Origin of the sequence: Dietzia cinnamea NBRC 102147 (assembly GCF_001571065.1) — a bacterium.
In the GTDB taxonomy this organism is placed as follows: domain Bacteria; phylum Actinomycetota; class Actinomycetes; order Mycobacteriales; family Mycobacteriaceae; genus Dietzia; species Dietzia cinnamea.
In genome coordinates, this window is the sequence record NZ_BCSW01000001.1 from 203,924 (window position 1) to 222,069 (window position 18,146).

The 18,146-nt window shown below is 72.0% G+C and carries 16 protein-coding genes and 1 tRNA gene; 12 read left to right on the plus strand and 5 right to left on the minus strand.

The genetic code is table 11. From position 1 onward, the window contains the following. Positions 1-231 precede the first annotated feature (231 nt). From DCI01S_RS00955 to DCI01S_RS17085, 3 genes are read right to left on the minus strand one after another with little or no spacing between them, the layout of a single operon-like run. Positions 232-1,092, minus strand: a complete 861-nt coding sequence (locus tag DCI01S_RS00955) for an MBL fold metallo-hydrolase (RefSeq protein WP_061227534.1) — start codon at positions 1,090-1,092, stop codon at positions 232-234. A gap of 2 nt (positions 1,093-1,094) precedes the next feature. Then, the gene (locus DCI01S_RS00960; protein WP_061227535.1) at positions 1,095-1,574 is read right to left on the minus strand and encodes a RidA family protein; all 480 of its coding nucleotides are present in this window, start codon (positions 1,572-1,574) and stop codon (positions 1,095-1,097) included. Next, positions 1,574-1,744 carry a DUF4177 domain-containing protein gene (locus tag DCI01S_RS17085; protein WP_007629907.1) on the minus strand — a complete coding sequence of 57 codons (171 nt, stop codon included), beginning with the start codon at positions 1,742-1,744 and terminating at the stop codon, positions 1,574-1,576. The genes DCI01S_RS00960 and DCI01S_RS17085 overlap by 1 nt, the downstream gene beginning before the upstream one ends. Positions 1,745-1,809: 65 nt before the next feature. On the opposite strand from DCI01S_RS17085, the gene bagA reads away from it, so the two are divergent. Both bagA and bagB read left to right on the plus strand, forming a co-directional pair. Continuing rightward, positions 1,810-2,865 carry an ATPase BagA gene (gene bagA / locus DCI01S_RS00965; RefSeq protein WP_082767571.1) on the plus strand — a complete coding sequence of 352 codons (1,056 nt, stop codon included), beginning with the start codon at positions 1,810-1,812 and terminating at the stop codon, positions 2,863-2,865. Position 2,866: 1 nt separating this feature from the next. Continuing rightward, positions 2,867-3,976, plus strand: a complete 1,110-nt coding sequence (bagB, locus tag DCI01S_RS00970; RefSeq protein WP_061227536.1) for an ArsA family ATPase — start codon at positions 2,867-2,869, stop codon at positions 3,974-3,976. A gap of 142 nt (positions 3,977-4,118) precedes the next feature. Here the strand turns inward: bagB and DCI01S_RS00975 are convergent, their stop codons facing one another. Further along, complete coding sequence (locus DCI01S_RS00975) at positions 4,119-4,496, minus strand: WhiB family transcriptional regulator (RefSeq protein ID WP_061227537.1); 378 nt, start codon at positions 4,494-4,496, stop codon at positions 4,119-4,121. 268 nt (positions 4,497-4,764) lie between these two features. Here DCI01S_RS00975 and DCI01S_RS00980 point away from each other — a divergent pair, with 268 nt between their 5' ends. From DCI01S_RS00980 to DCI01S_RS00995, 4 genes are all read left to right on the plus strand, one after another. After that, complete coding sequence (locus DCI01S_RS00980; protein WP_061227538.1) at positions 4,765-7,143, plus strand: transglycosylase domain-containing protein; 2,379 nt, start codon at positions 4,765-4,767, stop codon at positions 7,141-7,143. A 62-nt stretch (positions 7,144-7,205) separates the two neighbouring features. After that, positions 7,206-8,189: a metallophosphoesterase gene (locus DCI01S_RS00985; protein ID WP_061227539.1), complete on the plus strand. Its 984-nt coding sequence runs from the start codon at positions 7,206-7,208 to the stop codon at positions 8,187-8,189. Positions 8,190-8,241: 52 nt separating this feature from the next. Beyond that, positions 8,242-8,315: transfer RNA gene (locus DCI01S_RS00990), tRNA-Pro, on the plus strand. Between the two features lie 110 nt (positions 8,316-8,425). Next, the gene (locus DCI01S_RS00995) at positions 8,426-10,516 is read left to right on the plus strand and encodes an acyl-CoA dehydrogenase family protein (protein WP_061227540.1); all 2,091 of its coding nucleotides are present in this window, start codon (positions 8,426-8,428) and stop codon (positions 10,514-10,516) included. Between the two features lie 56 nt (positions 10,517-10,572). Here the strand turns inward: DCI01S_RS00995 and DCI01S_RS01000 are convergent, their stop codons facing one another. After that, a complete protein-coding gene (locus DCI01S_RS01000; RefSeq protein ID WP_061227541.1) occupies positions 10,573-12,045 on the minus strand; it encodes a hypothetical protein in 1,473 nt (490 codons plus the stop codon). Positions 12,046-12,226: 181 nt separating this feature from the next. On the opposite strand from DCI01S_RS01000, the gene mbhE reads away from it, so the two are divergent. From mbhE to DCI01S_RS01030, 6 genes are read left to right on the plus strand one after another with little or no spacing between them, the layout of a single operon-like run. Beyond that, a complete protein-coding gene (gene mbhE, locus DCI01S_RS01005; RefSeq protein ID WP_061227542.1) occupies positions 12,227-15,298 on the plus strand; it encodes a hydrogen gas-evolving membrane-bound hydrogenase subunit E in 3,072 nt (1,023 codons plus the stop codon). Beyond that, the gene (locus tag DCI01S_RS01010) at positions 15,295-15,627 is read left to right on the plus strand and encodes a sodium:proton antiporter (RefSeq protein ID WP_061227543.1); all 333 of its coding nucleotides are present in this window, start codon (positions 15,295-15,297) and stop codon (positions 15,625-15,627) included. Before mbhE ends, DCI01S_RS01010 begins: the two co-directional genes overlap by 4 nt. Then, positions 15,624-17,192 (plus strand): proton-conducting transporter transmembrane domain-containing protein, encoded by a 1,569-nt coding sequence (locus DCI01S_RS01015; RefSeq protein ID WP_061227544.1) that lies wholly within the window; start codon positions 15,624-15,626, stop codon positions 17,190-17,192. The genes DCI01S_RS01010 and DCI01S_RS01015 overlap by 4 nt, the downstream gene beginning before the upstream one ends. Next, on the plus strand, positions 17,189-17,521 hold the full coding sequence (locus DCI01S_RS01020; protein WP_061227545.1) for a Na+/H+ antiporter subunit E: 333 nt from the start codon (positions 17,189-17,191) through the stop codon (positions 17,519-17,521). Before DCI01S_RS01015 ends, DCI01S_RS01020 begins: the two co-directional genes overlap by 4 nt. Further along, complete coding sequence (locus DCI01S_RS01025) at positions 17,518-17,790, plus strand: monovalent cation/H+ antiporter complex subunit F (protein ID WP_061227546.1); 273 nt, start codon at positions 17,518-17,520, stop codon at positions 17,788-17,790. The genes DCI01S_RS01020 and DCI01S_RS01025 overlap by 4 nt, the downstream gene beginning before the upstream one ends. Before the next feature lie 5 nt (positions 17,791-17,795). Beyond that, positions 17,796-18,146, plus strand: coding sequence for a cation:proton antiporter (locus tag DCI01S_RS01030; protein WP_063935410.1), 351 nt, complete (start codon positions 17,796-17,798; stop codon positions 18,144-18,146).

An 18,146-nucleotide genomic window follows, 5' to 3' on the forward strand; every position in this document is an offset into this window, starting at 1 on the left:
GTCGCCACGTCCCGGCGGTTCAGGGCCTCGCGGGCCGGCCTCCTGTGGAGACGCCCGGCCCTGTGGACAACGCGGGTCGACACCCCGGCCCATCACCCCGCCCTCCCCGAGATCCGCTACTCCCACTGGGGATCCGCTACTCCTGTGCGGGTAGCGGATCCGGAGGGCGGGTAGCGGATCCGGGAGGGGGTGGGGCAGGCCGGGCCGGCGCCCCGGGCAGGCCGGCCCGGCTCAGGCCTCCGCGTCAGGGCGGTCGAGGCGGTCGAGGTAGCGCAGCGCCACCGTGGTCGACTGCTCGGCCACCTTGAGCAGGAACGGCGACACGTCGCGGTAGATGTGCTGCGTGATCGCCCCGGCGGAGGCGTCGCGGCCCAGCTCGGCCCGCGCGGCGACGATCTGCTCGAGTCGATCGCGCCGGTGCTGCCCGAGAACCTGGGCGGCACGGCCGGTGTTCTCGACGTCGGGCCCGTGGCCGGGGATGCCGATCACACCGTCGGCCCGCGCGGCGAGCAGATCCATGCTGCCCAGGTAGTCGCCGAGATCGCCGTCGGTCGAGTCGAGCACGGTCGAATCCCTGCCGAGGATCGTGTCACCGAGGACCACGCAGTCCGGCCGGGCGGTGAACCCGGCGCCCGCGGGCCGCACCTCGAGGCTGACCGAATCGGCCGTGTGCCCCGGCGTGCCCACCACGGTGATGTCCAGTCCGGCGGCGTGGATCACCTCGTCGTCGTCGCCGTCCGTCACCAACGGTGCGGCGTCGCGACAGAACCGTTCATCGACGGCCCGGACGGGGGCGGTGGTGAAGGCGCGCAGGTGATCGATGCCGTCGGTGTGGTCACCGTGGCGATGGGTGACGACGACGAGCCCGATCTCCCCCACGATCGCCGCGATCCGCTCGGCGTGCGCGCGGTCGTCGGGCCCGGGATCCACCACCACGCAGGTGGGCGACCCGGGGGCCCGCAGGACGACCGTGTTGGTCCCCTCGAAGGTCATCTCGGAGGGGTTGTCGCAGAGGATGACCCCGGACAGGTCCGTGACGGGCCGGAGCGTCTCGTACGCCGGGAAACTGATCGGGGTCAGTCCTGCAGTCATGGCTAGACCTCGACCTCGACGACCAGCTCGACCTCGACGGGCGCGTCGAGCGGCAGCTCGGAGACGCCGACGGCGGAGCGGGCGTGGACGCCGGCGTCGCCGAAGAGCTCACCGAGGACGTCGGACGCACCGTTGACCACCGCGGGCTGCCCGTGGAAGCCGGGCGCCGAGGCGACGAAGCCGACGACCTTGACGATCTTCACCACGGCGTCGATGCCGACGAGCGCGTCGACGGCGGCCAGCGCGTTGAGTGCGCACGTGCGCGCCAGGTCGGCGGCCTGCTCGGGGTCGACCTCGGCCCCCACCTTGCCGGTGGCGGCCAGCGTGCCGTCGACCATGGGCAGCTGGCCCGAGGTGTAGACGAACGTGCCCGCCCGGACGGCGGGGACGTAGTTGGCGACCGGCGGGACGACCGTCGGCAGCTCCACGCCGAGCTGCTCGAGCTTGCGGCTCCAGTAGCCCCCGGACTCGGGCTCGGGCATCAGAGCCGTCGCTTCATGTAGGCGACATGCTGCTCGCCCGTCGGGCCGGGCAGCACGGAGACCAGCTCCCAGCCGTCGCTCCCCCACTGGTCGAGGATCTGCTTGGTGGCGTGCGTCAGCAGCGGCACGGTGACGTATTCGAACCGGTCTGTTCCGGTGGATTCGCTCATGGGCCCCACTCTAGGTAAGTGACGAGCGTCCCGCGCGCGGTGGTGTGAGCGCTTAGTGTGGGGCCATGCCGTCCACTGAGAACCCAGGTACGCGGTCGACACGGGCGACCATCGCCGATGCGCTGTCCACCGGATGGTCGGACAGCTCCGAGCGGGCCGAGTTGCACTACGTGTCCGGGAAGGGCGGGACGGGCAAGACGACGGTCGCCACCTCGCTCGCGCTGGCCCTCGCCTCGACCGGCAAGCGCGTACTGCTGGTGGAGGTCGAGGAGCGCCAGGGGATCGCCCGGACCTTCGACCGCGAACCGCTGCCGTACAGCGAGGAGCTCGTCGCGCGGGTCGACGGAGGCGGCAAGGTGTTCGCGCTGGCCATCGACATCGAGGCGGCGATGCTCGACTACCTCGACACCTTCTACCGCCTCGGCGTGGTGGGCAAGGTGATGAAGTCGGTGGGCGCCATCGAGTTCGCCACCACGATCGCGCCCGGCCTCAAGGACGTGTTGCTCACCGGCAAGATCTACGAGGTCGTCACGCGCGAGCACGCCAAGCGCGAGGTCGTCTACGACGCGGTGGTCGTGGACGCGCCGCCCACCGGCCGGATCGGCAAGTTCCTCGACGTCACCACCGCGATGGCCGACCTCGCCGGCGGGGGCGGGCCCATCCGGCGCCAGGCCGAGGCCGTGTCCGAACTGGTGCACTCGCCGAGGACGGTCGTGCACCTGGTGACGCTGCTGGAGTCCCTGCCCGTGCAGGAGACGCTCGAGGCGATCGATGAGCTCAAGAGCCACGGCCTGCGTGTCGGCCAGGTGATCATCAACCGCGCCGAGACGCGGCACCTGGACGACGAGGCGCTCGGGCGGATCGCCGAGGAGGACATCGACGCCGAGGCGGTGCGCGCCGGCCTCTCCGAGACCGCGGTGGAGGTCGACGACGAGGGCTTCGAGGGGCTGCTGGTGCAGGCCATCGAGCACGCCCGCGTCGCCCGCGGGCAGCTCCGGGCGGGCGAGACGCTGACGTCGGCAGCCTGCCCCACCCTCGTCCTGCCGGCCCTGCCCCACGGGGTGGAGATCGCCGACCTGTACGACCTCGCCTCCGCCCTCGTCGACCAGGGAGTGCACTGACATGACACGTCGTCTCGACATCACGGCCATGCTCACCGACCCCGCCACCCGCGTTGTGGTGTGCACCGGCGCCGGCGGCGTGGGCAAGACCACCACCGCCGCCGCGGTCGCGCTGCGGGCCGCCGAACTCGGCCGCGACACGGTCGTGCTGACGATCGACCCGGCCCGCCGCCTCGCGCAGGCCCTCGGGATCGACGAGCTCTCCAACGAGCCCGCGCCCGTCCGGCTGGGACCGGACACACCCGCCGACGCCGGGTCGCTGCACGCGATGATGCTCGACATGCGGCGCACGTTCGACGAGCTCGTCGTGGCCAACACCTCCGAAGAGAACGCGCGCGCCATCCTCGACAACCGCTTCTACAAGACCATGGTCACCTCGTTCGCGGGGACCCAGGAGTACATGGCCATGGAGAAGCTCGGGCAACTGCTCGACGACTCGGCGTGGGACCTCGTCGTCGTCGACACCCCTCCCTCGCGCAACGCCCTCGACTTCCTCGACGCCCCGCGCCGGCTCGGCGCGTTCCTCGACAGCCGACTCATGCGCCTGCTCTCGACTCCCGGGCGCGGGGTGGGGCGCCTCGTCTCCGGCGCGATGAGCACCGCCATGCGCGGGGTGTCGGCCGTGGTGGGCTCATCGATGCTCAAGGACGCCTCCGAGGTCGTGGTGGCACTGGACTCCACGTTCGGCGGCTTCACCACGCGCGCGGCCCGCACCCAGGCGATCCTGCGTCGCAAGGGCACCGAGTTCCTCGTGGTCTCCTCTGCTGAGCGCCCCGCGCTGCGCGAGGCCGCCTACTTCGCCGAGCGCCTGGCCGAGGAACGCATGCCGCTCGCGGGAGTCGTGGTGAACCGGACCCACCCGCGGCTGACCGACCTGAGCGCGGAGCAGGCCTGCGCGGCCGCCGACCGGCTGAGCGGCCGGAACGCGGAGGCCGAGGCGGTCCTGCGCATCCACGCCGACCGGGCCGGCACCGCCAAGCAGGAGCTGCGGCTGCTCGAGTCGTTCACCGACACACATCCGGACGTGCGGATCGTCGGCGTGCCGTCGCTGCCGTTCGAGATCTCCAGCCTCGAGGCGCTTCGCTCGGTGGGCGACCAGCTCTGCGGCTGAGGCGTCGCCGGGCGGACCGATCGGCTCCGGCCGGGATGTGCGAACGCGGCCCGCAGGCGGATGCCGCGGGCCGCGTCGGGAAGCCGGTCGGGGTCTTACGGGCGACGACGCGAGGGGGCGTCGAAGCCCGGACCGAGCTGACTCAGTAGGCGGCGGAGTGCCGCTCGATCTGCTGGGCGAAGAAATCGGCCCAGGACCGCACCTCGGGATGCTGCTTGAGCAGGGCACGCCGCTGACGCTCGGTCATCCCGCCCCACACGCCGAACTCGACGCGGTTGTCCAGCGCGTCCGCCCGGCACTGCAGGAGTACCGGGCAGTGGCGGCAGATGGAGGCGGCCTTGCGCTGAGCGGCCCCGCGGACGAACAGCTCGTCGGGATCGATGTCCTTGCAGCGGGCCTGGGCGACCCATTCCTGGCGCCCTTCCCCGATGATGACCTCCTCGGAACCGAGGGGATTGCTTGAGCCGGGGCGGACCCCGTTACCGGAGGAGCGGGTGGTCCCGGGGAGGGTAGCCGTCATCGAAAAACCCCTAGTCTGTGTGAAGGCGTGGGCGGGTTCACCGCACACGCCTCCGGCCTTCTGAGCCCGCCCGGCGCGGCGGTCCCACTGTGTACGCGATGCGCCCGCACCGGGGTCGGAGGAGTGCGACCCCATCTCGGTCCGGAACGTCCCGCGTTCCCCCATATTGTTACCGCAGTCACACAACAGAAGTAAAGAGTTGACACCGGAACCCCGCTCACGGGGTGGTCCGGCGATGTCTGTCACGTACTCTGGGCGCGTGTCGGCTATGAGTTCGCTGGGAAAGCTGGTCGCGACCTGTGTGGCGGCCGGGGTGGTGGCGGCGGGCTCGCTGTTCCCCATCGCGGGCGCGGCCGGTCTCGCGTCCAACAAGATGGCCGACTCCCTGGCCGAGACGTCCGCCGATCTCATCAAGGGCGACCTGCCCTCGATCTCGACGGTCACGGACGCCGGTGGACAGGCCATCGCGTGGCTCTACGACCAGCAGCGGGTGCTGGTTCCCAGCGAGCAGATCTCGCCGCAGATGAAGCTCGCGATCATCGCGATCGAGGACCGACGATTCGCGGACCACAACGGCGTCGACTGGCGGGGCACCATCCGGGCGGCCCTGACCAACGCCACCTCCGGAGAGGTCGAGCAGGGCGCGTCGACCATCGACCAGCAGTTGGTCAAGAACTACCAGTTCCTCGTCTCCGCCGAGAACGACGCGGAACGTCGTGCCGCCGTGGAGACCACCCCCGCCCGCAAGATCAAAGAGATCCGGATGGCGCTGACCCTCGACGGGGAGCTGAGCAAGGACGAGATCCTCACCAAGTACCTCAATCTGGTCTCGTTCGGCAACGGCGCGTTCGGCGTCCAGACGGCCGCCCAGACGTACTTCGGCGTCGACGCCGCGGACCTGACGGTCCCGCAGGCGGCGATGCTCGCGGGCATGGTGCAGTCCACCAGCCGGTTCAACCCGTTCACCAATCCCGAGGACACCAAGCAGCGCCGCGACACGGTGATCGACACGATGGTCCAGACCGGTGCGATCACCCCCGCCGAGGGCGAGCAGTACATGGCCGAGCCCCTCGGGGTGCTCGAGCGGCCCAACTCCCTGCCGCGAGGGTGCATCACCGCAGGCGACAGCGGGTTCTTCTGCGACTACGTGCTGCAGTACCTCGACGAGAACGGGCTCAGCCGCGAGATGGTCGAGCAGGGCGGCTACACGATCCGCACCACCCTGGACACGACCGTGCAGGACAACGTCCAGCGCGCCGTCGACACCTACGGCAACCCCACCGCACAGGGTGTGGCCGAGGTGATGAGCGTCGTCCGCCCCGGCAAGGACTCCCACAAGGTCGTCGCGATGGCCTCCAGCCGCCAGTACGGCCTCGAACTGGGCGACAGCCAGACCGTCCAACCGCAGCCGTTCTCGCTGGTCGGCGACGGCGCGGGCTCGGTGTTCAAGGTCTTCACCGTGGCCGCCGCGATGGAGAAGGGCATGGGCACCAACACCTCCCTGCCGGTGCCGCGCCGCGTCCAGGTGGCGGGCCTGGGCTCCGGCGGCGCCGCGGGCTGCCCGGCCGGCCAGTACTGCGTGGAGAACGCCGGCTCGTATCCGGCGTCCCTGCGGGTGCCCGATGCCCTGGCCCAGTCCCCCAACACCACGTTCGTCAACCTCATCAAGGACGTCGGCGTGGCCCCGACCGTCGACATGGCCGTCCGGCTGGGCTTGCGCTCGTACGACCGCAAGGGCACCGCGGCCGGAGGCGACTCGATCAGCGGGTTCATCAAGAAGAACAACCTCGGGTCGTTCACCCTCGGGCCCACCGCCGTCAACGCGCTGGAACTGTCCAACGTCGGTGCCACCCTCGCGTCCGGCGGCGTGTGGTGCCCTCCCAGCCCCATCGAGTCGATCACCGACCGGACCGGAAAGCCCGTCGAGCTGAACGAACCGCAGTGTGAGCAGGTGGTCGAGGAGGGGCTCGCCAACACCCTCGCCGTCGCCATGTCCAAGGACTCCGTCGGCGCCGGCACCGCCGCGGGTGCCGCGGCGGGCGCGGGCTGGAACCGCCCCATGTCCGGCAAGACCGGTACCACCGAGGCCAACCGCTCCTCGGCGTTCCTCGGCTTCACCAACCACTACGCCGCGGCCGTCTACGCCTTCAACGACGGCACCACCACCACCGAGCTGTGCACCAGCCCGCTGCGCCAGTGCTCCTACGGCAACCTCTTCGGCGGCCTCGAGCCGGCGCAGACCTGGTTCTCGGCCTTCTCCCCCATCGCTGACGTCTACGGCCCGGTCCAGTTGCCCGCGCCCGACCCCGCCTACGAGGCCGGGACCAGTGGCGAGAGCACCCCGGACGTGGAGGGCATGAGCCAGTCCGCCGCCACCTCCCTGCTCACCAACGCGGGCTTCACCGTCAACACCCAGTTCGTCTCCGGCACCGGCCGCCCGTACGGCACGGTCATCGGCCTCGACGGCGGCACCGGCATCCCCGGCTCCCAGGTGACCCTGCGCGTGTCCGACGGATCGGGCGGGGGCGGCGGGACCTCCGGCGCCTCGGGACAGGGTGCCACCGGACCCGGCGCCGCGGTCGGCGACCAGCCCCTGGTCCTCAACGTGCCCGGCCTGGCACCCATCACCATCTCGCCGCCGCGGTAGCCGCGCCACACGCGGGGCTCGCGTCCGGCGGCGACGCCGCGCGGCGTCGGTAGTCTGGGAAGATGCGTCGTCCCCCACGGAAGAACCCGGCTTCGCCGACCTACCCCGCCCGTGCGGCCGCCGTCCTCGCCGGCGCCGCCGTGGCCGGGACCGTCTACGCCAGCGGCTGGGAGCGCAACGCCTTCACGCTGCGCCGCCACACCCTGCCCCTGCTCGCCCCGGGCTCCGAGCCACTGTCCATCCTCCACATCTCGGACCTGCACATGATGCCGGGCCAGAGGCGTAAGCAGCAGTTCGTCTCCTCGCTGGCCGAGCTGCGGCCGGACATGGTGGTCAACACCGGCGACAACCTCTCGAGTGACCGCGCCGTGCCCTCGGTGGTCCAGGCCCTCGGCCCGTTGCTCGACCGACCCGGCGCCTTCGTGTTCGGCTCCAACGACTACTTCGCGCCCGTGCCCAAGAACCCCCTGTCCTACATCGGACTCGGCGCCAAGAAGCACTCCGCCGTGCCCCTGCCGTGGCGTGACCTCAAGGCCGCCTTCACCGAGCGCGGCTGGGTCGACGCCACCCACCGCCGCGCCGAGATCGCGGTGGACGGGCGGCGCGTGCTGGTGGCCGGCGTCGACGACCCCCACATCGGCCGCGACCGCTACGACGAGGTCGCCGGACCCGCCGGGCCGGCGTTCGATCTGCGGCTCGGGCTGCTCCACTCGCCCGAGCCGCGCGTACTCGACCGGTTCGACGCCGACGGGTACGACCTGGCCCTGGCGGGGCACACCCACGGCGGTCAGATCCGGCTGCCCACCGGCGCGATCATCACCAACTGCGGCATCGACCGCTCGCGGGCCCAGGGCCTCTCCGCGTGGGGCCGGGACCTGGTCCTGCATGTGTCCGCCGGCCTCGGCACCTCGCCGTATGTGCCGATCCGGACGTTCTGCCGGCCGGAGGCCACGCTGCTCGAACTGGTCGCCGTCCCCGGTGGTGGGGACGGCGGATCCGAGGTTCCGGTGACCCCGCAGCGGGAGAAGGTGCCCCAGCCCGCCTGACCCGGTTTCGCGATTCCGGCCACGGGGCGCTACAGTGATCCTCGTTGTCGACCGGGGTGTGGCGCAGCTTGGTAGCGCGCTTCGTTCGGGACGAAGAGGCCGTGGGTTCAAATCCCGCCACCCCGACAATGGGAGGGCCCGGATCACGTCAGTGGTCCGGGCCCTCCGCTCATTTCCGGCCGCGCGGCGGCGGTCTACCGGTGCACAGAGCGGACGACCCTCCGTATTCTCGTGGCATGACCTCCGAGACCGACGTCCAGAACGCCGCCACTTCCGGGGATTCCGCGCCCGGGAACGGCGCGCCGGTGCACCCCAATTTCGGCCGCATCACCACCACCGGCGCCGGGGATCCGGCCCTCGCCGCCGCACTGCAGAAGGTCCTCGACGGGACCTGGGCGGACGCGCGCGAGTTCACCCGCGGCTCCATGACCCCGGACATGCTCAACCCGATCGGGCTGACCATGGAGGAGCATCGCGACCACGTCCTCGCCCAGCTCCAGCGGCTGGCGGACTCGGGGATGCCCAAGCTCGGCTTCCGCGAGGAGGACGGTGGCACGGGTGACACCGGCGGCGCGCTGACGTCGTTCGAGATGCTCGGCCACCTCGACCTGTCGCTGATGGTCAAGGCCGGCGTCCAGTGGGGCCTGTTCGGCGGCGCGATCGCCAACCTGGGCAACGCCGAGACGCGTAAGAAGTACCTGCCCGACGTCATGTCCCTGGATCTGCTGGGCTGCTTCGCCATGACCGAGATCGGTGGCGGCTCGGACGTGCAGAACCTCGAGACCACGGCGACGTACGACCGGGAGACCGGCGAGTTCGTCATCAACACCCCCACCCCCAGCGCCGAGAAGGCGTACATCGGCAACGCGGCCCGCGACGGCCGGATGGCGGCGGTCTTCGCGCAGCTCATCACCCACGAGGACGGCGAGGAACTGCGCCACGGCGTGCACTGCCTGCTCGTGCCGATCCGGGACGAGTCGGGCAACGACCTGCCGGGCGTGCGGACCACCGACCACGGCCACAAGGGTGGCCTGCTGGGTGTGGACAACGGCCGCATCTGGTTCTCAGGCGTGCGGGTGCCGCGCGAGGCGCTGCTCGACCGCTTCGGCGCCGTCGACGAGAACGGCACGTACTCCTCCCCGATCGAGTCGGTGGGCGCCAGGTTCTTCACCATGCTCGGCACGCTCATCCGCGGCCGGGTGTCCGTGGGCGCGGCCTCCGGCGCGGCGGCCCGCACGGCGCTGGCGATGGCCGTGCGGTACTCGCTGGTCCGCCGCCAGTTCGACCACCCGGAGACCGGCAAGGGCATCCCGCTGCTCGAGTACCGCGAGCATCAGCGTCGGCTGATGCCGCGGGTGGCGCGGGCGTTCGCCTACGCGTGCGCACAGAACGCGATCATCGCCGAACTCGACCGGTTCGAGCGGGACCCGGAGTCGTTCGACGAGTCGCAGCGCCGCGAGATGGAGACCCACGCGGCCGGGATCAAGGCGACGGTCACGGCGTTCGCCAACGACACGATCACCGAGGCCCGCCTGGCCTGCGGCGGCGCCGGCTACATGGCCGAGAACCGCATCACCGAGCTGCGCAAGGACTGCGACGTCTTCTCGACCTTCGAGGGCGACAACGTGGTGCTCACGCAGCTCGTCGGCAAGGAGCTGCTCACCGCCTACGCGTCCGAGTTCGGGAACATGGACCAGCGCGAGACGGTGGCGTTCGCGCTGGGCACCGCCGTGGACGTGGTGCAGGAGAAGGCCCGCGCCTCGACCCTGTGGCAGAAGCTCGTCGACGCGGTGACCGACCGTGAGCACACCGATCTGCTCGACCGCGGCAACCAGCTCGAGCTGCTCGTCGACCGCGAGGAGCACCTGCTGGAGACGGTCGCCCGCCGCCTGCGGAAGGCGCAGGGCCAGGACGGGTCGGCGGCGTTCAAGGTGTTCAACTCGGCGCAGGATCACCTGCTGCAGGCCGGCCGTGCGCACATGGACAGCTGGGTGTTCGCCCGGTTCGCCGAGGCCGTGGACGCCTGCGAGGACCCGGAGGCCAAGGAGGTCCTGGGGATGCTGTGCGACCTGTATGTGCTGGACATCGTCGACGCCGACAAGGGCTGGTTCCTCGAGCACAACCGCCTGACCACGGAGCGCACCAAGGCGGCCACGGCAGCCCGTAACCGCCTGTGCACGAAGCTCGCCGGTCGCGCTCGGACGCTGGTGGACGCGTTCGCGATCCCCAAGTTCGTGTTCGACGTGCCCATGCTCACCGACGGCGGCGTGGACACGCTGACCGATGAGCCGGCGGACGAGCACGAGGTCGCTGGTCTGGCCGACTGACCTCGCGCGACCCCTCTTCTCGTTGCGGCGGGCCCGGGGCCGCCTCGGCGCGGGACCTACCGGCGGGCCCGGGGCCGTCCGGCGAGGCGTACCGCGAGCAGCGAGCACACCGCGACCGCCGCCAACACCGCCGCGCCGGTCCACGCCACCGGCGCGGGCCCGGCCAGCATCAGCGCGTCGAGTGCGGCGGTGGCCTGCCCGGTGGTGGTGGCGGAGGTCGCCGTGACGAGCGCGGACGGTGCGCCCCCGGCGACCCATACCCACCAAGCCGCGCCGGCCGACGCGGCGGCGAGGAGGGCCCCCACGATGCGCCCCGGCCACTCGCCGAGCACCGCGACCAGTGCGCTCCACAGGGCGGAGGAGGCGACGACGACGAGGGCGACCACCGCCACGACCGCGGCCACCCCGGCCGCGGAGAGGCCGTCCGCGGTGGCCACCGCCCACGCGGACAGGCCCGCGGTGAGCAGGGTCAGGGCCAGGACGGACTCGGCGCGCGACGAGCCGGGCCGGCGGACGAGTTGGACGAGCAGGGCGCCGAGCACGGCGGCGGCGGCCACGCCGAGGATCCCGGCGGAGGTTCGCCGCTGGGCGTCGTCGGCGGCTGCGGCGGCGGCCGGCGCGGCCTCGCCCTGTTCGGCGGCCAGCGCGCGCCCGGTCCTGCCGATGGCGTCCTGGGTGCGGCCGGCGGAGTCGGCGACGCTCGCCGCACCGTCGCGCAGGGCGTCGGCGCCGGTGGAGAGTTCCCCCGCCCCGGTGGCGAGTTCGCGGGCACCGCGGGTGGCCTCGTAGACGCCGTCGCGCAGGTCCGCCCCGGGTTGGGAGAGCTGGCGGGCCAGTTCGGCGGCGCCGGAGTCGAGCCGGTCGAGGTTGCTCAGGGTGTTCTGGTCGAGCCCCTGGGCGGAGAGCTGGTCTCGCAGGCCGATGAGGGCGTTGCGGGCCTGGACCACCTCGGGAGCGTCCCCCCGGAGACGGGACAGGGCGTCCTCGATCGCAGTGGAGACCTGCCCCTGGATGACGGCGACCCCGCGGACCGCGCCGACGACCTGCCGGACCCCGCCGGCCACCTCGTCGGCGCCCGTGCCGGCCTGGCCCATCCCGGCCTGCAGCTGCTCCATGCCGGCGGCGAGCTCGGCCGAACCGTCGCGGAGTTGCCCGGCCCCGTCGGCGAGCTCGGCTGAGCCGGAGCGGAGCTGCTCGGTGCCGGCGACGGTGAAGGAGGAGTTGGCCGACGCCTCGGACAGCGCGGAGCGCAGGGGCCCTCCGGCCCCGGGGGCGGCCTCCTCCTGCTGGGGCGTCGGGCCGACCACCGCCCACAGCGCGGCGAGCACCAGGGGTGCGATGACGAGCACCAGGCCCGCGAGCCGGCGGAGCGGACCCGGCCCGCCCGCGGGCGCGGGGGCGGGGGCGGGTGCGGCCTCGGGATCGGCCGCGCCGCTCGGCCCGGGCTCGTGGGCGGACGGGGGGTCGCCGACCGGGGTGAGTACGTCGGTGTCCACTGAGGGGCCGGAGGGGCAATCCGAGGTGGTCATGGCCGGATCGTAATCCGGTGGGGTGCGGGTTCCCGCAGGTCACTCGGCATGCCCCCGTATCGGTGTCCGAGGGGGTTGTTAGACTCTGGCCTGTCCCGCACCCCCGATCCGGGCACTCGTTCGCCCGCATCGCCGCACGCCACCGCACAGCGACCTCTGCCGCGCCGGGCAGGAAGGAGCCATGAGCCCCGTCCTCGCGATCGCCTCGGCCGGCCTGGCTACGCTTCTCGCGTGGCCGCTCACGAGGTGGCTCGGGCGCGGTGCGGGATGGCCGCTCGCAGCGCTCTACCTCCTGGGCGCGTTCGCCCTCCTGTCGCCGCTCTCGCTGGCCCTGTCGGGGATGCCCACCGAGGTGGTGCGGATCCCCTGGGTGCCGGCCCGCCACTGGACCCTGGACCTGTTCGCCGATCCCACCGGACTGCTCTTCGCGATGCTCGCGCTGGTGATCGGCGCTGTGGTGTTGATCTACTCGTCGTCGTACCTGTCCGGCGGTGAGGCGCACGGCGACGGCCGGGCCCGGACGCGCGGCCCACAGCACTACGGCTTCTTCCAGCTCATGACCCTGTTCACGGTCTCGATGCTGGGACTCGTGCTCACCGACTCCATGGTGCTGCTGTACGTGTGCTGGGAGCTCACGTCGCTCGCGTCGTTCGCGCTGATCGCCAACTCGGGCCGCCCCGCGTACGCCTCCGCCTTCCGCACGCTCACCGTGACGGTCGTCGGCGGTCTCGTGCTGCTGGGCGCGCTCGTGGCCATGTGGATCCGCACCGGCACCACCTCGATCTCCGAGGCCCTGTCCCACGACGTCTGGTACACCGATCCCGGGTTCACCGCGGCCGTCGCCGCGGCCGTGGCGACGGCCGCGTTCACCAAGTCCGCGCAGTTCCCGTTCCACTTCTGGCTGCCCGACGCCATGGCCGCCGCGACCCCCGTGAGCGCGTACCTGCACGCGGCCGCGGTCGTGAAGGCCGGCATCTTCCTGTTCATGCGGTTCTCCCCCGCCTTCCACGACGTCCCCGTCTGGAACGCCCTGCTCGTGTCCGTCGGCATGGGCACGGCCGTGATGGCGGCCGTGTTCGCGCTGCAGAAGACCGACCTCAAGCAGCTCATGGCGTACTCCACCGTGAGCCAGCTGGGCTGGATCACCGCGGCGATCGGCGTGGGGACCCAGGAGGCGCTCGCCGCCGCCGCGCTGCACACCGTCGCCCACGCCCTGTTCAAGTCCGGCCTGTTCATGCTGGTCGGCGTGATCGACCACGAGGCCGGCGCGCGCGACATCCGCGACCTGGGCCCTCTGTGGCGGCGCATGCCGTGGGCGTTCGGCGCCACCGTGCTCGGCGCGGCCGCCATGGCCGCCGTCCCGCCGACCCTGGGCTTCGTGTCCAAGGAGTCCATGCTCATCGCGTTCGGCGACGTCGCCGGCGGGCAGCCCGTCGCGGTGACCGCGCTGCTCACCGCCGCGGTGATCGGGGCGATCCTCACCTTCCTCTACTGCGCGCGGATCGTCCTGGGCGGCTTCCTCGGCGCCTACCGCGACCCCTCCCGTCCCGCGAAGGACGTGGACGAGGTCCACGAGGCACCGGTTCGGTTATGGCTTCCCGCGGCCCTGCCCGCGGCGATCGGGCTGCCACTGTCACTGGTGGTGTGGGTCTTCGACGTACCGATGTCCGCGGTGGCGGAGGCCGCGGCCGGGCCGTTCGGCTGGCGGCCACACGAGCCGGGCGTCGGCGTCGTCTATGGCACCCCGCCCGCCGGGACGATCGACGATCTCACCCACGAGGCCCACTTCGTCCTGTGGCACGGGCTCACCCTCGAGGTCGGGCTCACCGCTCTGATCCTCGTGGTCGGCGCTTTGCTGGTGTGGCGCCGCCGCGCGGTCGACCGCCTGCTGGACCGAGAGCTGCTGCCGTTCACCGGCGCCTCCGTGCTGGAGTCCCTGACCTCCGCCGTCACCCGCGCCGGGCGCGCCCTCGTCCGGCCCACCGCGTCGGATTCGCCCGCCCGTCACGCCGGCGCGCTGCTGGCCGTCCTCACCGTCTACGCGGTCGGTATCGGCGGATGGGCACTGGCCACCGGCACGACGATCCCCCCGCGCGTCGGGGGACTCGACAGGTCGATCGACGTCGTCCTGCTCATCGTCGTGATCGTCGGCGTCCTCGGACTGTGCGCCGCCCACTCCCGGCTCGCCGCGGCCGTGCTGCTGTCCGCGGTCGGCATCGCCGTGACCATCCAGATCTTCGGACTCGGGGCACCCGATGTCGGCATGACCCAACTCCTGGTCGAGGCCCTCACCGTCATCATGTTCGTGCTGGTCCTTCGGCGCCTGCCCCGCGATTTCATCGCCGCCTCCCGCCCCCGGAACACCGCTGCCATCATCCTGGCCGTGCTGTCGGGGATCACGGCCACCATCGGCGTCCTCGTCTTCACCGGACGCCGCGAGCGGTCCCCGGTCGGCATGTACCTGCTGGAGAACGGGCCGGAGATCACCGGCGGCAGCAACGTCGTCAACACCATCCTGGTGGAGTTCCGTGCGCTCGACACCTTCGGCGAGGTCGCCGTTCTGGGTGTCGCCGGCATCGCGATCCTCGGGGTCCTCGGCTCGGTGCGGGCCACCGCCCTGGCCATCGACCCGCCGCCCGCCGCCGACCCGCTGCCGGGCACCGTGCAGAGCACCGGGACCGCGGCGGAGGCGCTGGAGGACGCCACCCGCAACACCGTGCCGCTGAAGCTGCTCGCGCGCGCCGTGACGCCGATCCTCGGTGTGGTCTCCGTGATGCTGCTGTGGCGCGGCCACAACGAGCCCGGCGGCGGGTTCATCGCGGCCCTCGTCGCCGCCTGCGCGTTCGCGTTGATCTATCTCGCCCGTGAGTCGGACCGCCCGGTGAGCCGGCCGTCCACCCCGGTCGCGCTCATCGGCGGCGGACTCGTCGTGGCGGGTCTCACCGGCATCGGTGGTTACTTTCTCGGGCAGTTCCTCCAGCCCGCCCACTGGTACGTGGCGGGACAGCACCTGTCGAGCGCCCTCATCTTCGATCTCGGCGTCTTCGCCGGCGTGCTCGGCCTGGTCATGACCGCCTTCAACACGCTCGGCGCGGGACGCGCACCCATCGAGGTGGTCCCCGGCCCGGATGAGCCCGACACCGGTCGGCGTGTGAGCGCGCGCGGTCGCCGGGCCCGGCAGGACGCGAGCCCCGGCCGGGATCGTGACGGGGATCGCGGCGAGGGCCGCGGCGTCGAGGAGGTCGCCCCGTGACGATCGCGATCATGATCGGCGTCCTCACCGCGGGCGGCGTCTACCTGATGATGCAGCGCGGCATGGTCCGCGTGGTCTTCGGGCTGTCGCTCATCAGCCATGCCGTCAACCTCGCGCTCCTCAGCGCCGGGGTCGCCGCGTGGCGCGCCGAGCCGCTGGAGGGCGTCAACGGGCTCGACGTCTCCGCCGACCCGCTCCCCCAGGCCTTCGTCCTCACCGCGATCGTCATCACTCTCGCGGTGACCGTGTTCATGCTCTCCCTCGCCGTGGTGAGTCGCGACGACGACACCCACAACGTCCCGCCGACCGGTGAGGAGCCCGCGCCGTGACCGCCCTGTTGCTGCCGCTGCTGGCCGCCATCCCGGTGATGGCCGCCGCCGTGACCGCGATCCTGCCGTCGCGCACGGTCGGCCGACTCGTGACCCTGACCGTCCCGGCGGCCACCGCGGTGGCGGGTGTCGCGCTCCTCGTGCGACACCGATCCGAGCCCGTCATCGCCGGCTCGGTCGGCGGGTTCGTCCCCGGCGTCGCGATCCCGTTCGTCTCGGACACCTTCACCGCCCTGATGCTGGTCGCCACGGGCGTGGTCGCGCTAGCGTCGTTGATCTTCTGTGACCGCACCGGGGAGTTCGGCCGCAGCCGCTACTTCGCACCGCTCGCGCTGCTGCTCCTCGCGGGGGCCAACGGCGCCCTGCTCACCGGCGACCTGTTCAACCTCTTCGTCTTCGTCGAGGTCATGCTGCTGCCCTCGTACGCCCTCATCGCCATGACGGGCACGTGGCGGCGCCTCGGCGTCGGCCGGTTGTTCGTCGTCATCAACCTCCTCACCTCGACACTGCTTCTCGCCGGCGTCGGCTTCGTCTACGCGTCCGCGGGCACCGTCAACCTCGCCGTACTCGCAGGTGCCGCGCAGGAGGACGGACGCGTCGCCGCCGCGGTGAGTGTCGTGCTGATCGCGCTCTGCATCAAGGCCGGTGCCGTGCCGGTCCACGGCTGGCTGCCGCGCGCCTACCCCGGGACCTCCTCCGGCGTCATGGCGCTGTTCTCGGCACTGCACACCAAGGTCGCCCTCTACGCGGTCATCCGCATCTGGGCGACCGTGTTCGACCTCGACCCCGCGTGGGGGCGGGTCCTGCTGGTGGTCGCGCTCGTGACCACCTTGTGGGGCGCCGTCGCCTCGGCCTCCCCGGTCGGGGTCCGCGAGATCCTCGCGTGGCAGATGGTCTCGGGCGTCGGCGTCATCCTCGCCGCCCTGGCCGTCGCGCAAGCCCCCGGCGGGGCGATCGTCTACATGATCCACCACATGGTGACCATCGGCGCGTTGGTGATGCTGTTCGGCGCCGCCGAGCACGTCTACCGCAGCGGGCAGCTCGGCGGGCTGTCCGGGCTGTGGTACCGCGATCGCCCGCTGGCCGTCCTCATCGTGATCGCGATCGCGGCCCTCGTCGGACTGCCCCCCACCTCGGGACTGATCGGCAAGCTCGAGGTCGTCGACGCCGCCCTCGGGGCGGGCGGCGCGTGGGGGGTCGTCACCGTCGTCGTCGTCCTCGTCGCCTCCCTCATCGGCCTCGTCGCCATGCTCCGGCTGTGGCGCGGCACCATGTGGGGCGGTCCGTCGCTCGGACACACGGGTGACGCCGATCCCTGCGACGAGGACGAGGAGGGCGACGAGGACGGCGATGAAGCCCGCCCGGCTCCCCGCGTGCCCGCGGGACTGCTCGTGCCCGGCGGTGCACTCGCCGCCGTGTCCGTGGTGTTCTTCCTCGGCTACGGAGCGGTCGCGCCCGAGGTGGACCGGGCGGTCACCGGCCTCGTCGACACCGACGCCTACGTCACGGCCGTCCTCGACGGACCGGAGGCCGTGACGGAGTCGACGATCGGGGGCGCCTCGTGATCCGCCGCGTGCTCCGCGCCCCGCTCGTCCTGGGCTGGCTGCTGTGGAACGTCGTCCTGTCGTCGTGGGCGCTGGCCAAGGAGGCCGTCACCCCAGGCCCCATCGGCACCCCGGTGCTGGTGCGGTACCCCATGCGCTGCCGCACCGACGTGGAGATCACCGCGCTGGCCTGGGCCATCACCGTCACGCCGGGAACTCTCGTGACGGTCATCGGCGACGACGAGATGTGGGTCCACGTGGTGCTGGGCGGTCCACGGGAGGAGATGATTGAATTGCTCGGTCAGACGGAGAACCGGGTGCTGTCCGTCCTGCGAGGTGATGACGCGTGAGTCCGCTCCTGACGGTTCTTCTGGGGGCGTCGACCGTGATCGTCGTCGCGAGCATGGTGGTCGCGGCCGTCCGGGCCGTGCGCGGGCCCGGAGACGCCAACCGCGCCGTCATGGCCGATCTGAGCTACTTCTGCGCGGTGGCGCTGTTCGTGCTGTTCGTCATCCGCCAGGGGTCCGCGGTGGCGCTGGACGTCGTCATGCTCGGCTCCCTCATCGGGATCCTCTCGACCGTCGCGCTCGCGCGGTTGCTCTCCCGGGGACAACGGTGATCGCGATGGACACCTCGATGATCACGGACCTGCTGATCGGCGTCCTGGCCCTGCTCGGGTCACTGTGTTTCCTGGTGGCCGCGGTGACCATGTCACGCGCCGGCGACGCGCTGACCCGCATCAACATCCTGTCCGTGGCGACCGGCCTGGGCATGATGCTGTTCATCCTGTCGGCGTACGTGCACGAGCTGACCACCGGGTTCACCTGGATGGCGACCCTCATGGCACTGGTGGCGCTCGGCGCGACGGTGGTCGTCACCACGGTCGCCTCCATCACCCTGGCCCGGGCCGCCTACCGCGCCGACGGCCGGCTCGACCCGCTGACCGCCTACGACGACATCGCCGACGAGGGGTGA